The 15,044-nt window shown below is 61.9% G+C and carries 11 protein-coding genes; 10 read left to right on the forward strand and 1 reads right to left on the reverse strand.

Annotated elements, in window-relative coordinates:
* Positions 1-214 precede the first annotated feature (214 nt).
* Positions 215-3,334, forward strand: coding sequence for a PAS domain S-box protein (locus AYK65_RS27870; RefSeq protein ID WP_081162465.1), 3,120 nt, complete (start codon positions 215-217; stop codon positions 3,332-3,334).
* A 76-nt stretch (positions 3,335-3,410) separates the two neighbouring features.
* On the opposite strand, the gene AYK65_RS27875 is transcribed toward AYK65_RS27870, so the two are convergent.
* Entirely contained in the window at positions 3,411-3,803 is a 393-nt protein-coding gene (locus tag AYK65_RS27875) for a response regulator transcription factor (protein ID WP_046121116.1), read from the reverse strand.
* Positions 3,804-4,224: 421 nt separating this feature from the next.
* Here AYK65_RS27875 and AYK65_RS27880 point away from each other — a divergent pair, with 421 nt between their 5' ends.
* The 9 genes from AYK65_RS27880 (at position 4,225) to AYK65_RS27930 (ending at position 15,026) form a co-directional block, all read left to right on the forward strand.
* Positions 4,225-4,860 (forward strand): response regulator transcription factor, encoded by a 636-nt coding sequence (locus AYK65_RS27880; protein WP_026615061.1) that lies wholly within the window; start codon positions 4,225-4,227, stop codon positions 4,858-4,860.
* A gap of 1,740 nt (positions 4,861-6,600) precedes the next feature.
* Entirely contained in the window at positions 6,601-6,795 is a 195-nt protein-coding gene (locus tag AYK65_RS27895) for a type II toxin-antitoxin system VapB family antitoxin (protein WP_026615063.1), read from the forward strand.
* Positions 6,792-7,175: a type II toxin-antitoxin system VapC family toxin gene (locus tag AYK65_RS27900; protein WP_081162472.1), complete on the forward strand. Its 384-nt coding sequence runs from the start codon at positions 6,792-6,794 to the stop codon at positions 7,173-7,175. The genes AYK65_RS27895 and AYK65_RS27900 overlap by 4 nt, the downstream gene beginning before the upstream one ends.
* Before the next feature lie 465 nt (positions 7,176-7,640).
* Positions 7,641-8,669 carry a substrate-binding domain-containing protein gene (locus AYK65_RS27905; RefSeq protein WP_081162476.1) on the forward strand — a complete coding sequence of 343 codons (1,029 nt, stop codon included), beginning with the start codon at positions 7,641-7,643 and terminating at the stop codon, positions 8,667-8,669.
* 62 nt (positions 8,670-8,731) lie between these two features.
* Complete coding sequence (locus AYK65_RS27910) at positions 8,732-10,273, forward strand: sugar ABC transporter ATP-binding protein (protein ID WP_046116734.1); 1,542 nt, start codon at positions 8,732-8,734, stop codon at positions 10,271-10,273.
* A gap of 19 nt (positions 10,274-10,292) precedes the next feature.
* Entirely contained in the window at positions 10,293-11,285 is a 993-nt protein-coding gene (locus tag AYK65_RS27915) for an ABC transporter permease (RefSeq protein ID WP_046116735.1), read from the forward strand.
* Position 11,286: 1 nt separating this feature from the next.
* Positions 11,287-12,288 carry a sugar-binding transcriptional regulator gene (locus AYK65_RS27920; protein ID WP_081162478.1) on the forward strand — a complete coding sequence of 334 codons (1,002 nt, stop codon included), beginning with the start codon at positions 11,287-11,289 and terminating at the stop codon, positions 12,286-12,288.
* A complete protein-coding gene (locus AYK65_RS27925) occupies positions 12,285-13,280 on the forward strand; it encodes an aldo/keto reductase (RefSeq protein WP_026615069.1) in 996 nt (331 codons plus the stop codon). The genes AYK65_RS27920 and AYK65_RS27925 overlap by 4 nt, the downstream gene beginning before the upstream one ends.
* 12 nt (positions 13,281-13,292) lie before the next feature.
* Positions 13,293-15,026, forward strand: a complete 1,734-nt coding sequence (locus AYK65_RS27930) for a glycerol-3-phosphate dehydrogenase/oxidase (RefSeq protein WP_081162481.1) — start codon at positions 13,293-13,295, stop codon at positions 15,024-15,026.
* Positions 15,027-15,044: the final 18 nt, after the last annotated feature.

The following is a 15,044-nucleotide window of genomic DNA, read 5'->3' on the forward strand; positions in this document are numbered from 1 at the left end:
ACACGCGGATCGCATAAGATAGCTTATGGAACTTTGTTTGCTGGGTCTCAGCGGCCTGGAATCGACCTTTCGCGGACGTGAGCGCCGACAGCTGAACCCTTCCACTCGCGCCACTCGACGGGATCACTGAGCCACGGATTGCCCGAGCCTCTCCGCAGGCGCAATATGAGCAATAGAGAATATTGATCTGTTGTCCGGGGGGAACTCGGGGATCATGTTACGGCACCGCTTAATCTTCCCCGTCGTTGGCGTCGTTCTCGTTCTAAGTCTCGTCTTAGCCGGTCTATGGATTTGGACCGGACACGTCATCGTCTCGATCATGTCCGAACGTCTGATCCGAGAGGTGACGCAAGCCGTGGATCGCGACGTCGGGCATTTGGTGCGCGGCGCCGACAAGGCGGTATCCCGGTTGGCCCACGGTCTTGTTCGTCAAGACGTATCGCTCGGCAATCCGGATGCTGTCGCACAGGAACTCCATGGATTGCTGGCCGAGGAACCCGATGTCGACTGGATGTTTTTCGGCAACGAGGCGGGCGGGCTCGTTTCGGCCGGGCGATTGGCAGACTCAAGCGCCGTGTTTCTGATGACCGATGATTTTCGCGCTGGCATCGTGCGCGAGTTCGAAGCGTTGCAAGGCGGCAGGGTCGGACGTTTGCGGAAATCCGAGGGCGCGTTCGATTCACGCGGGAAGATCTGGTACGCGCAGGCTAAGGAAACCGGCGAGCGGTATTGGACCGAGCCCTATCTCGGTCTAGTTGAGCCGATTCTGGGCGTCTCGCTCACCGCCCCGGTGTTCGACAAGGATGGCAAATTCGTCGGGGTGTGCGGGATCGATCTCATACTGACACAGCTTTCACGATTCTTGCAGACACTTGAGATCGGCGAGAACGGGCGGGCCTTCATCATCGATGCCAGCGGACATTTGATAGGCGCGTCGGGAGGAGTTTCACCCGTCAAAATTGGTGCGGATGGCGGGCATCTGCGGCTGAAGGCATCGGAAGCCACCGATCCCATTGTGCGCGCAACCGCCCGCCACCTTGGGCGAGACCCTAGCATCGCCGGGTCCTCGTCCGCCGGGCCGCGCGTGTTTTCTTTCAGTGATCCCGAGCGCGGCACGATCTATGCCGCAGTCGATCACGCTGCGCCCGGTGCACTTAAGTGGACCATCATCTCGGCGGTACCAGCTTCGGATTTCCTGCGGCCCGTGTATCGTGCGGCCTACCTTTCGATTGTCGCCGGCGCGGTCATTGTCGCACTCTTCGCGGTCCTTGGACTAGGGATGGTCGGACGCACCTTGCGACCGCTGACAGCCCTCACCCAGGCGGCACATGCGATCGCAAAGGGGGAATGGCGAGAGGTGCCCAGGGTTCGTCAAAATGACGAAGTCGGCCTGCTCGCACAGGCCTTCGCTCTGATGACGTCCCGGCTCAAGGAGACGTTGGAGGGCTTGCGTCGAAGCGAGGCCAACTTCGCGGAGGCTCAACGCGTCGCCCATGTCGGCTACTGGGAGCGCGATCTCGGCACGGATCGCCTTACCTGGTCAGACGAGACATACCGCATCTTTGGGCTGACGCCGCGTGCCGGCACGCCCGTCAGTCTGGATGAAGCGACTGAGCGGATACATCCAGACGATCGATCGTTCTGGAGCCAGGCAGCAGGGAAGGCCGTGCGCGGCGAATCGCGCTACGAATTGGAATACCGCATCGTCCGGCCCAACGGTGAACTGCGCATCGTTCACAGCCAGGGCGACCTCACCAGGGACGCATCGGGCCGGCCCCGCAGCATGTTTGGGACGATCCAGGACATCACCGAACGCAAGCGGGCGGAAGAGGCACTGCGAGACAGCGAGGAGCAATGGAGGGCCGTATTCGAGAATAATCCGACGATGTACTTCATGGTGGACGCGACTGGCACGATCGTGTCCGTGAATCCCTTTGGGGCAGAGCAGCTCGGCTACACGGTCGACGAACTCGTCGGCCGACCGGTAAAGGACATCTTTCACGAGGCGGACCGAGACGCGGTCCAGAGACATGCGGCCGCCTGCCTCTCCCATCTCGGCGAAGCCATGAGCTGGGAGCTACGCAAGATTCGCAAGGACGGCTCGATGGTCTGGGTTCGCGAGACGGCCCGCGCGATGGTGATCAAGAAGCGACCCGTCATCCTGATCGTCTGCGAGGATGTCACCGAGCGCAAGCGCGCCGAAGAGGCGGCCCGGCGAAGCGAAGACGAGCTTCGCCAGGTGATCGAGACCGTTCCGGCGATGGTGTGGACCGCCCTGCCCGACGGCCGTGTCGATTTCATCAACCGGCGGGTGCAGGAGTTCACAGGGCTGTCCCTTGATGGAACCTCAGCAGCGAGCTGGGAGCCCGAAGCCCGATTCCACCCGGACGACGTCGAGCACTATAGGTCCAAGTGGCACACGTCTTTGGCCACAGGCCACCCATTCGAGGCCGAGGTCAGGATTCGTCGTGCGGCTGACGGCGAATATCGCTGGTGGTTTGAAAGTGCCGTCCCGCTCAGGGACGAGCACGGAAACATTCTCAAATGGTATGGATTTCTCGTCGACATCGAGGACCGCAAGCGGGCCGAGGAGGCGCTGCAGAAGACGCAGGCCGAGCTTGCCCACGTCACACGCGTGACGACGATGGGCGCGCTGACTTCCTCGATCGCCCACGAGGTCAACCAGCCGCTGGCCGCCGTCGTCACCAACGCGAATGCGGCCCTGCGCTGGCTCGCAGCCCAGCCGCCCAATATCGGCGAGGCGCGGGAGACGCTGGAGCGAATCGTCCGGGACGGCCACCGGGCCGGCGAAGTGATCGGCCGGACGCGCGCGCTCCTCAAGAAGACAGCTACCGTCACGGCGCCGGTGGACCTGAATGGCCTTATCGAAGATTCAGTGGCTCTCGTCCAAGGTGAGATCCGCCGCCACCGGATCCTGCTGCGGACCGAGCTGGCGCACGACCTCCCTCCCGTTGCAGGCGACCGGGTCCAGCTGCAGCAGGTTCTTCTAAACCTGGTGATGAACGGCATCGAGGCCATGAAGAAGGTTACGGATCGGCCTCGCGAGCTGCTGATCAGGTCTCGACGCGACCCATCCGAGGCCGTGCTGGTGTCAGTGCAGGACACCGGCGTCGGGCTGGAGCCCCAGAGTGCGGAGCGGGTGTTCGAGGCGTTTTACACGACCAAAGCGGAGGGTCTGGGCATGGGCTTGGCCATCTGCCGTTCGATCATCGAGGCGCATGGAGGGCGGCTATGGGCCAGCGCCAATGAACCCCGGGGAGCCGTGTTTCAATTCATCCTCCCGTCAGACGATAGCGCTTCTACCGCGCCGTGAGTCTTATCAGACGCCACAGTGCACGACAGCAGCTTACGACGCCGACCTGCAGAACGCCCGGCACGAGCGGCCGCGATCAATCACTTTCGCGGTCGCTCCCGCGCGCCAGCGCAGAACTGATGCAATTCAATAGATCCTGCTCGCCAAAAGGCTTTTCCAGATAGCCGACAATATCCGGATCCAACCCACGCGCGCGCAGATTTTCGTTTGGATAGGCCGTGATCAGAACCGTCGGAATGCTCTCGCCCAACGCAACGAGCCGGCGGTGCAGATCAAGCCCGCTCATTCCTGGCATATGGATGTCCGTTACCAAGCAGGCCGTGCGGCGGAGATTGGGGAACTTCAAGAAATCGTCGGCAGATGAGAAAGCCTCGACGTCGAACCCCAACGACCTCATGAGGCCTTTGGTCGCCTCGCGCATCGACTGATCGTCATCGACAATCGCAATTAGAGGCTTCTTGGTTGCCACGGCCGCCTCCAAATTCGCGATAGGCGTTTTTGCAAACTAACGTTGCGGCGCAGGTGGTAACTTACATCAGCATGCAAGGGCGACAAAGGCACAGGAGGCTATACAATGGTATAGCTTCCTTAGGACTGGTGGTCATCGCGACGAGCGGTGAGCTGCCGAGGTTGCAGATCCTTTTGGTCCGGTCGATTGCAGAATGGCTTGGCCGGCGATGTCGCCGGCAGGATCGACAACGCCATGCGCGCAGCCAGGATCACCTCGTAACAGGCCTTGTGGCTGAGGCAATTAGGGCGCATTCTTGATAACCGAGATGCCTTCGTTGCGGGACTGGCTGAGGAGAGAGGGGGAGTGTTCTCATTGCGCCATCGACGCTCTGTCGGTCAGGTCCCTCCCCGCGAGCCCGACCCTCATGAGGGGCGCTGACATGAACGAGGCGCCAGCAACCGTCATTGTCGTCGATGATGATCCGGCGGTCCGCGAGGCGCTTGGTAGCCTGCTGCGATCGGTCGGCTTTGAGGTGAAACTCCTCGCCTCAGTGAACGACTTCCTCAAGTCTGGTCGACCTGACGGGCCGGCCTGCCTCGTGCTGGATGTCCGGTTGCCGGGACAAAGCGGTCTCGACTTGCAGCGAGAGTTGTCGCGGGAAAACTTCCAGCTTCCAATCGTCTTCATCACCGGGCATGGCGACATTCCTATGTCCGTCCAAGCGATGAAGGGGGGCGCGATCGAGTTCCTGACGAAGCCGTTTCGCGATCAGGATCTGCTCGACGCCGTTCAGGTGGGCCTGGCCCGCGATCGCGTTTGGCTTGAGAATGAAAAGGCATTGGCGACGCTACGCGCGAGTTTCGATAGCCTGACTCCTCGGGAGCGCGAGGTGATGGCTTTAGTGGTGGCGGGACGACTGAACAAGCAGATCGCCGCCGACCTAGGCGTGAGCGAAATAACCGTAAAGGTTCACCGCAGCCAGGTCATGCAGAAGATGCGTGCCAAGTCCTTGCCGGAGCTCGCCCGCATGGCGGACAAGCTGAAGCTCGCGCCGGGAAAGCCGCAAGGCTCATAGGTTCGTATAGGAGCACATGGACCAGCGTATAGGTCGTCCCCTCCACGTTGATGTCCGATCCTTCCTCCCAGTCAATAGTCACGTCGAGTGCGTATTGTTATGGTCAGGGTATTCTTCCCGTGGGCCGTGTTTTTCCATCGGCCCTTCCCTCAAGCCCCTTCCGATCCCGGGAGGGGTTCTTTTTCTCGGTGGGAAGCTGCGCGACCATAAGTGGGAAGGGTCACTGTCTCGGAATCTCGGATCGATCTCACTTTCAGAGGTCGCGCCTGATCGACAGCATCGCCGTGGGAATTTATCAGCGGGAAGTGGATCACTACGCTCAAGAGCATCAACAAGGTTTCGGCCTAGAAAGATGCTCGGAACAAGCGCGATAATGCTCAAGCGCGGACGCAGGCGCCCCTTCGGAGACGCCGATGTCTCGGGCTCAATGTATTGTCAAGGAACGCTCCGCAGGGCAAAGCTCCTCAAAGTCGTCTACAAGACGGACAAGCTCGAGCGAGTAGAACGAAAGACCGAACAACGTTCCAGTGACGTATAGGGTAAACGCAGATGTCGGGGCGTGCCAAGCTTGACGCCCGAGACGCGCGGTTGTTTCGCGTGGCGTGACGCAAAACGTCATCAAATGTGCTTCAGAGTGAGCGTTCGGTCGTGATGAATAGTCTGAGGGCATGTATAGCGGATCGCTTGGTACAGTGGTCGGGCCTTCCGACATGCGCCGGGAGAACAGCTTGAGCGGGACCAGATCGATCTCGATACGGTTGAGTTCCTGTGTCATGGTCACAAACCTTAGAAGGAGCGCGGAGGAACGAAGAGGCAAAGGGTGCGACCGGTGGGCTCGCCGGCCACGGTGCAGTGGTGGAACTGCCCGTCCGGGCTGTGCTTGATACGGGTATCTCGCGGCGTGATGAGCTCTCCGGTGAGCTTGATGACATATCCGCGGGGACCTTCGAGAACCGCTTGATCTCGGATTTCGCGGCAATCCATTCCGCTGCAGCACGAGAACGGATATGTCCATCCATTCGGCTGTGCCGCCGTTGGCGTCGCATCGTGCGCCGCTGCCGGAGCAGCGGTCGCGACTGCAAAGAGAATAGCTGCTGGCTTGCGCATGATCGTACCTCGATGGTGAATTGCGCCCGCTTCGTTTCGAAGCTCCCTTCGCTCGAGTTTGAGCCGCTGTGAACAGCGTCTCCGTCCCTTCAGGCGGCTCCGCCTCTTAAAGCGCCGGACGAGGTACCGGTCATTTCATGGCGCTCGGAGCAAACGGCCCGCCGGAGTATGTACGCTGAAAATAGCAGCAGGCTCCCCGCCCCGACTATTGATCGGGAGGAAGGATCGGATGCCAACGAGGAGGGAATGATCTATACGGAGGTATAGGTGCTATGCGGATTTAAGTGGCAAGAGCCACACCACCGGCCGGATCTTACTTAGATCGACACCGCCCTAACTAAGGGCTTACCTTCGCGTTGGCAGACGGCGGATGCGAACAATCTTCCTGGTAAGTCCGAAGTGCGACTGTGCCGCTTTGACGTTCATTCGCGGAGACACGGCCTTCTGCATGTTTCGTTAAATCGTAGGTGATTTGGGGATAAAACATGCAGCAATTCGAAGTGTTACAGCGACCTTTGCGCGTCTCACACGACGCGCGGCGCTGTAGCTCTACGATCCGAACCTATCTCTGCGCAGGCGTTGAAAATTGCACCAATTGGTGTTAGTTTTGATGCCACACGGAAGGAGACGTTTGTGCGATCCACCATCAATATAGACGACAGCCTCATGGAGAAGGCGAAGGCCCTGACCGGCACGAAGGAAACGGCGGCGGTCGTCCGTCAGGCGCTGGAAACGCTGGTCCGCACGGAGGCAGGCAAGCGTCTGATCGCTTTGGGCGGCACGATGCCGGACGCAGAGGCCGGTCCGCGGAGGCGGACCGAAAAGTGAGGCTGGCCGATACCGGAATCTGGATCGACCACTTCCGCCAAGCTGACCCGCAGCTAATCCAAACGATCGAAAACGATATGCTGCTCTGCCATCCCGCTATTGTCGGCGAGCTTGCGCTGGGAAGCCTGCACAACCGTACGGCGACGCTCGGGTTCTTGGCGGTTCAGCGGGAGGTCATCGTCGCCACGCACGATGAGGTCTTGGCAATGATCGACGAGCACCAACTTTACAGCATGGGCATAGGTTACACCGACGCCCATCTGCTCGCGTCAACTTTGATCGACAGCCGAGCCGAGTTGTGGACGCGAGACAAGCGGCTGCGCCGGGCGGCAGAAAAAGCGCGCGCCCGAGTGATTCCTGGCGGTACAGTGCGCAACTAAAGCCATTGCAGAAGTATGTAACAGTCGTCCGTCCGGCATTGCAGAGTTTTTCAAAAGGATCATTTCGCCGTCCTCAATGAAAGCTGAGAATGATCGGATGCCGGGAAAGCAGAAAGAACAGCGCAGCTCCGATTGCTCGGGGCCGCCCGTCCAGGAACTCGCTTTGGCGTTGAAGATTTGCCCTTATGAGATCGCTCGGCGAGCGCTGCCGGCATGCCGCTGAAGTGGACCCCAGTACGTCAACTCTAACCGTGCTTCTTCCCTGGCGGCTCAGGCAAAATGGAACTCCAAATCCCAAAGCGAGAAATATATTTCACGTGCCGAAATATATTGACAGCGGCAGTGCTTTGCGTTTTTCTGCCCATACCGGACTTCGAGGAGGAAGGCCGGACTTCATGAACACAGCGGCCGCCGTTGGCGTGCCCACGCGCTTTTTGGGAGGGGCTTCGGCCTCGAGGAGGACTCTTGCGCACTTTTCTCAACACGACCGCGATGGCGGTCCTCGCAACTACACTTTTTGCCGGCGCGGCCAGTGCCGCGACGGAAAACCCCTTCCGCTGCAAGCCGGGCGAAAAATATGTGATGAACGTAATGGTGTCCGGCGTCGAATACTGGTTCCCGGTCTACGAGATGTTCAAGCAGGCCGGCCAGCAATTCGGCTGCGAGACGGAATACACCGGAACGCCGGAATACGACGTCAACAAGCAGATTGCCACCTTCGACCAGGCGCTTGCTCAGAACCCGGCCGGTATCCTGGTCCATCCGATGAACTCCGATCCGTTCATTGAACCGATCAATCGGGCGATCGACCAGGGCACTGCGGTCGTCACCTTCGCCGCGGACTCGCCGCTTTCGAAGCGCATTTCCTACATCACCTCCGACAACACCCGCGAAGGCATCTATGCCGCCGACAAGATCGCCGAGAAGCTCGGCGGCAAGGGCGAATACGCGGTGCTCGAGAACCCGGGCCAGGACAACCACGACAAGCGCATCGCCGCCTTCATCGCCCGCATGGAGGAGAAGTGGCCCGACATGAAGCTCGTCGGCCGGGCCGCCTCCAACCAGGACCCGAACAAGGCGTATCAGGGTTTGATGAGCATCATCCAGGCCAACCCGAACCTCGGCGCCGTCTTCATGCCTGAGGCCAATTCCGCTATCGGCGCGGCGCAGGCGAACAAGGAGACGGGCGGCAAGGTCCTCGTCATGTGCGCCGACGTCAATGCCAATATCCTCGACATGATAAAGGCGGGGGAGGTTTTCGGTTCGATCAACCCGAACCAGGGGATGCAGGGCTATATGGGCTTCCTGCTGCTGTGGCTCGCCAAGCACCCGGACCTGATTGACCCGATGAACGACGCCAAGCGCTCCGGCTTCAATCCGATGAGCATTCCCGTCGTCGACAACGGACTCTCGATCGTCACGGCCGAAAACGCAGACGACTTCTACTGGGACAAATACCTGAAGCGCCGCGGCACCAAGGGTATCGAGGAGTAGGGTCACGAACGGCCGCCCGGAATAGAGACTTCGGGCGGCCGACGAGGCGAGAGGGGGTTGTGATGGCGTCAGGGACCGTGCTGGAGATCCGCAATGTCGGCAAGCATTTCGGAGCCGTGAAGGCGTTGACAGCTGTGAACTTTCAGCTCGAGCGCGGCGAGGTCCACGCGCTTTGCGGCGAGAATGGTGCCGGCAAGTCGACGTTGATGAATATCATCGCCGGCGTGCTGCAGCCTTCCGAGGGGGAAATCCTCGTCGACGGGACGCCGGTGAAGATCCCCTCGCCTGCGGCCGCGCAATCGCTCGGCATCGGCCTTGTCCATCAGGAGATTGCGCTCTGCCCGGATGCCACGGTTGCGGAAAACATGTTCATGGCGGCGACGAACCGCCGACGCTCGGCTCTGATGAACTACCGCAAGCTGGAGCGCGATGCGCAGGCGGTGATGAACCGCCTCGCGCCGATCGACGTGCGCCAGAGGGTCGGTGACCTGCCGATCTCCAGCCAGCAGCTCGTCGAGATCGCCAAGGCGCTGACTCTCGATTGCCGTTTGCTTATCCTTGACGAGCCGACGGCGGCGCTGACGGAGGCCGAAGCGCAGGTGCTCTTCGGCATCGTCCGCGACCTCAAGGCGCGCGGCGTCTCGATCATCTATATCAGTCACCGCATGGCGGAGGTGTTCAGCCTTTGCGATCGCGTGACCGTATTCCGCGACGGCCGCTATGTCTCGACTGAGAAGGTTGCGGACGTGACCCCTGAGGACGTGGTGCGCCTTATGGTCGGCCGCGAGATCACCCAGCTTTATCCGGAAAAGCAGCAAGCCTCCGAACGCGCGGGCGAGCCTATCCTTGCGGTCCGAGATCTTGGCGACGGCGCACGCTTCCGCGACATAAGCTTCGAGCTTCGCCGTGGCGAGATCCTCGGTGTCGGTGGCTTGATCGGCTCAGGGCGCACCGAGATCGCTGAAGGCATCTGTGCGTTGCGGCCGGTCACGCATGGCGAAATCCGGCTACACGATAAACCGCTTCGGCTGCGCCGCTATTCCGACGCGGCGAAGGCCGGCATCGCCTATCTGTCGGAGGATCGGAAGGGATCCGGCGTTTTTCTCGATCTTTCCATTGCGCAGAACATTGCCGTCCTCGACCTCAAGGTGCTGACCGCTTTCGGTCTGCTCAACACCCGCAGGGAAAGGGCTCTGGCCGAGGAGCTGACCCGCAGGCTTGGCGTGCGGATGGGCGGTGTCGACATGCCTGTCTCCTCCCTCTCGGGCGGTAACCAGCAGAAGGTCGCGATCGCCAAGCAACTGGCCGTCCATCCGAAGGTGATCCTGATGGACGAGCCTACCCGCGGCATCGACGTCGGCGCGAAGTCGGAAATCCACCGGTTGCTGCGCGAGCTTGCGCGCGCGGGCATCGGCATCCTGGTGATCTCATCGGAACTGCCGGAGCTCATCGGCCTCTGTGATCGGGTCCTGGTGGTGCACGAGGGCCGGATCGCCGGCGAGGTCTCGGGCGACGGCATGACGGAGGAAGCGATCATGCGGCTCGCATCCGGCATCGGCGCGGCGAACGACACGAATTTGAAGGCATCCGGGCATGCTGCCTGAGGAAGCAGGAGACAGGGCTATGGCAGTCGACACATTGGCGGTCGCGGGCGAAACGCGCACGCCGACATGGAAACGGATCGGCACGATGCGCGAGGCTGGGTTGATCGCGATCATCCTGGCGCTCTGCGTCGTTATGAGCTTCGCCTCGCCGCATTTCCTCACGCTCGGCAATTTCCGGGCGATGCTGATGTCCTTCTCGGTCGAGGGTATCGTCGTCGTGGGCATGACGATCCTGCTAATCGTCGGCGGCATCGACCTTTCGGTCGGCTCCGTCGTCTGCTTCTCGATGGTGCTCTCCGGCTCACTATTCCTGATTGGTCTCGATCCCTGGACGGCGTCACTCGTCGGCATTCTCGCAAGCGCCGCCATCGGCTGCATCATGGGCTTCTTCGTCACCGTCGTGGGGCTCAATCATTTCATCACCTCGCTTGCGGCCATGGTGATCGTGCGCGGCCTCTGCCTCGTCATCACCAAGGGCACGCCGCTATCGCTCTTCACCTTGCCGCCGGAATTCAAGGCGATCGGCCAGGGCACGTTCTTCGGCGTCCCCTATGTGATCCTGATCTTTATCGCCGTCGTCGTCGCCTTCGATTTCCTGCTGCGCCGGGCGACCGCCTTCCGCAAGGTGTTCTACACCGGCAGCAACGAGAAGGCCGCGCTCTACTCCGGGATCAGGACGAAAGAAGTTAAGTTCTGGGTGACGGTGCTGTGCGCCACGCTCTCGGGAGTCGCCGGTGCCATCTACATGTCGCGCTTCGGCGCGGCGACGCCAACCTTCGGCGTCGGCATGGAGCTCAACATCATCGCCGCGGCGGTGATCGGCGGAGCTTCGCTCAACGGCGGATCGGGCACGATCCTCGGCGCCATTCTCGGCATCGCTCTTCTATCGGTGGTGACGAGCTCCCTGATCCTGCTCGACGTCTCCGTCTACTGGCAGGATATGATCAAGGGCTGCATACTGCTGGCCGCCGTTTCGATCGATCATTTGCTGCACAAGCGGAAGGCCGCCTGATATGCCGAACGCCAAACCGAAATCCGCGTCCGCCCCTCGCGAAGAGATCGTCATCGCAAGGCAGATGCACCAGGCCCTCGTGCTTCACTTTCTGGAAGGCCTGACGCAGGCGCAGATCGCCGATCAGCTCGGCATCTCACACGCGACCGTCAACCGCCTGATCAAACGTGGTCGCCAGCTCGGCCTCGTCGAAATCAAGATCAAGTCGCCGGTCGAGCCGCTAGTGGAAATCGAGGAGCAATTGCTGGCGCTCGGCGGCATCAGGCGCGCGGTGGTCGTGCCGACAGTGTCCGAGAACCCCCAGATCGCTCTGCAGGCGGTCGGCGAGGCTGCAGCGAGATTGATGATCGAGGAGATCGCCGACGGCGATACGATCTGCATCACCGGCGGCAAGGGCGTTAGCGCCGTCGTTGCGGGCCTGCAGCCGCCGCGACGCTTCGACATAGAGGTCATACCGGCGACCGGCTGCGTCCAGGGCAAACACTACACCGACGTCAACCACGTCTCCACGCTCATGGCAGACAGGCTCGGCGGGCGCTCGTTCCAGATCCACGCGCCGCTCTTTGCTGACAGCGAAGCGGAACGGAGAATGCTGCTCGGGATGCGCTCGGTCGCGGACGTCTTCAAACGGGCGCGAGAGGCGAAGGTGGCGGTGGTCGGCATCGGCTCAATCCTGTCGGACGACTCCAGCTATTACGACCTGCACCCGTCTTCCAGTACGGACCGCGAGGCGATCGAGCGATCCGGCGCATCCTGCGAACTGCTGGCGCATCTGCTCAACGACCATGGACGCGTCTGCGACTACAGCCTCAACCGGCGCCTCGTTTCGCTGACGCTCTCCGAATTCGCCTCGATCCCGACGAAGATCGGAGTGGCGAGCGGACCAACCAAGGCTGGCCCGATCTTAAGCGTCATGCGCGGCAATCATCTGGACACGCTCGTCACGGATCAGGCGACGGGTGCGCGCATTCTCGAACTGGGCAAAGGCGGAGAGCATCCATGAACGGACAACAAGTGATACGGGAGATCGGCCGCTCCGGCGTCGCGGCCTCCGCCGTCGGCCTCGGCACCTGGGCGATCGGCGGCTGGATGTGGGGTGGTACGGACGAACGGGAATCGATCGCCGCGATCCAGGCCTCACTCGACGCCGGCGTGACCCTGATCGACACCGCCCCGGCCTATGGTCTTGGGCGGGCCGAAGAGATCGTCGGCAGGGCGGTCGCGGGGCGCCGCGACAAGGCGGTGATCGCAACGAAGTGCGGGCTCGTCTGGCACACCGGGCAGGGCAACCACTTCTTCGACCAGGACGGCAAGCCCGTACATCGCTATCTCGGCCGAGAGTCGATCTTTCACGAGGTCGAGCAGAGTCTCAAGCGGCTCGGAACCGACTACATCGACCTCTACATCACCCATTGGCAGGACCCGACGACGCCGATCGAGGAAACCATGCGGGCGCTCGAGGATCTGCGCGCCGCCGGCAAGATCCGCGCGATCGGCGCAAGCAACGTGAACCGCGAAGAGCTGGAGACGTATGTGAAGATCGGCGGGCTCGACGCTATCCAGGAACGGTTCAGTATGATCGATCGAGAGATCGAGGCGGAACTCTTGCCGATCACCACGGGCAATCGGGTCTCTACGCTCAGCTATTCTTCGCTGGCTCTGGGGCTGCTTTCAGGCACGATCGGGCCGGAGCGCGTCTTTTCCGGCGACGACCAGCGCAGGGACAATCCGCGTTTCTCTGTTGCGAACCGAGAGAAGGTGCTGAGTTTCGCCGAGACGATCCGCCCGGTCGCGGAAAGGCATGAGGCCACGATCGCACAGATCGTTATCGCCTGGACGCTGGCGCAGCCCGGCATCACCTTCGCGCTCTGCGGCGCTCGCAATCCGGCCCAGGCTCTCGACAATGCGCGGGCGGGGACGATCCGGCTAAGCGAGGACGACCTCACGGCAATCGATGCGGCAATAGCGGCGAAACTGGCGAACATGGATAGCTAACGGACCGCCATCATGACAAGAAAAGAGACTTTGGACGGGCTTCGCCAAAGCCCGAAGGTGGACGTTTGCGTCCTCGGCGGCGGCATCAATGGGCTCAGCGTCTTTCGCGAGCTCGCGCTGCAGGGCCTGCGCGTTCTCCTGGTCGAGAAGCACGACTACTGCTCGGGCGCGAGCGCGGCACTTTCACGGATGGTGCATGGGGGGCTGCGTTATCTCGAAAATGGTGAGTTCACCCTGGTGAAGGAGTCGCTCGTCGAGCGGGACCGGCTGCTCAGGAACGCCCCGCACCTCGTGGCGCCGCTGCCGACGACCGTACCGGTCTTCGACACTTTTTCCGGCCTCGCCAACGGCATCGTCCGTTTCCTCGGCTTGAGCCGCCGGCCAAGCCGGCGCGGAGCGGTCGCGATCAAGGCCGGGCTCTCGATCTACGACTTGCTGACGCGCAAGCGAGCGCTGATGCCGCGGCACCGCTTCCGCGGTCGGCGTGCAACCCTTGCCAAATGGCCGGCGCTCAACCCGCGGATCCGCAGTTCCGCCACCTATTACGACGCGTGGGTCAGTCATCCCGAACGGATCGGTATCGAGCTCCTCCAGGATGGGCTGTCTGCCTCGACGGAAGCGGCGGCGGTCAATTACGCCGAGCTGCGCAGAAGCGAGACCGGCGGCTACGTCGTGGTGGACCGCATTGACGGGCTCAGCGTGGAGGTCGAGCCCAAGCTGATCGTGAACGCGACCGGCGGCTGGATCGATATCACCAATGGCGCGCTCCTGCCGCCCGATCGCCGCGGCGCCCCGCTGATGGGAGGGACGAAGGGATCGCATCTCATCATCGACAATGCCAGGCTGCGCGACGCACTCGGGGATCACATGATCTACTACGAGAACGAGGACGGGCGCATCTGCATCCTTTTCCCCTACCTCGGCAAAGTGCTGGTCGGCTCCACCGATATTCGGGTCGACGATCCCGAGACGGTCCGCTGCGAGGCGGAGGAGCGCGACTACATTTTGCAGTCGCTCGCCTTCGTCCTGCCGGGGATGGAGATCAAGCGCGAGGAAATCGTCTTCCAGTTCTCCGGCGTGCGGCCGCTTCCGGCCAGCAGCGACAGCTTCACCGGCCGCATTCCGCGCGATCATTTCTGCACCCTGCTCGAGAATTCGGGGGCACCGGTCATCTGCATGATCGGCGGCAAATGGACGACGTTCCGCTCTTTCGGCGAACTCGCGGCCGACACCGCGCTGAAGAGACTCGGCCGTCCGCGCCGCATCTCGACTGCAGACTGCCCCATCGGCGGCGGACGCCAGTTTCCGGCCGACCGCGCGAGCTGGATTGCCGCGCTCGCCGATCGCTCCGGCCTTGCGCAACCGCGCGTCGCCGGATTGTTCGCGCGCTACGGAACTGACGCGGCGAAGGTAGCGACCTTCATTAGCCAGGGAACCGATGCACCGATGCTCGGCTCTGATTACTCGGTGCGGGAAATGCTGTTCCTGATCCGCAACGAGGCGGTCGAGCATTTGGACGACCTGCTCTTGCGTCGCACGACGCTCGCCATCTCCGGCGTGCTCTCGCTCGCCACTCTCGACGCGACACTCGACCTGTTGGCGGCGGAGAAGAGCTGGGGAGACGAGCGCCGTGCGAGCGAGCGGGCCCGCTTTCTTGCGCTGTTGCGCGATAGCCACGGCGTCGACGAGGCGATGCTTGCCGCCCGCTCACCGCAACCTGAGACCGAAGCCAGAGCGGCGGTCTGAGGTCCAACCCTTTGCAGC

Origin of the sequence: Ensifer aridi, from assembly GCF_002078505.1 — a bacterium.
GTDB lineage: Bacteria > Pseudomonadota > Alphaproteobacteria > Rhizobiales > Rhizobiaceae > Sinorhizobium > Sinorhizobium aridi.

Excerpts from the sequence above, each read along its gene's own strand:
- AYK65_RS27915 (WP_046116735.1), top strand. The coding sequence starts at position 10,293 with ATGGCAGTCGACACATTGGCGGTCGCGGGCGAAACGCGCACGCCGACA.
- AYK65_RS27870 (WP_081162465.1), top strand. The coding sequence starts at position 215 with ATGTTACGGCACCGCTTAATCTTCCCCGTCGTTGGCGTCGTTCTCGTT.
- AYK65_RS27880 (WP_026615061.1), top strand. The coding sequence starts at position 4,225 with ATGAACGAGGCGCCAGCAACCGTCATTGTCGTCGATGATGATCCGGCG.
- AYK65_RS27925 (WP_026615069.1), top strand. The coding sequence starts at position 12,285 with ATGAACGGACAACAAGTGATACGGGAGATCGGCCGCTCCGGCGTCGCG.
- AYK65_RS27910 (WP_046116734.1), top strand. The coding sequence starts at position 8,732 with ATGGCGTCAGGGACCGTGCTGGAGATCCGCAATGTCGGCAAGCATTTC.
- AYK65_RS27930 (WP_081162481.1), top strand. The coding sequence starts at position 13,293 with ATGACAAGAAAAGAGACTTTGGACGGGCTTCGCCAAAGCCCGAAGGTG.
- AYK65_RS27920 (WP_081162478.1), top strand. The coding sequence starts at position 11,287 with ATGCCGAACGCCAAACCGAAATCCGCGTCCGCCCCTCGCGAAGAGATC.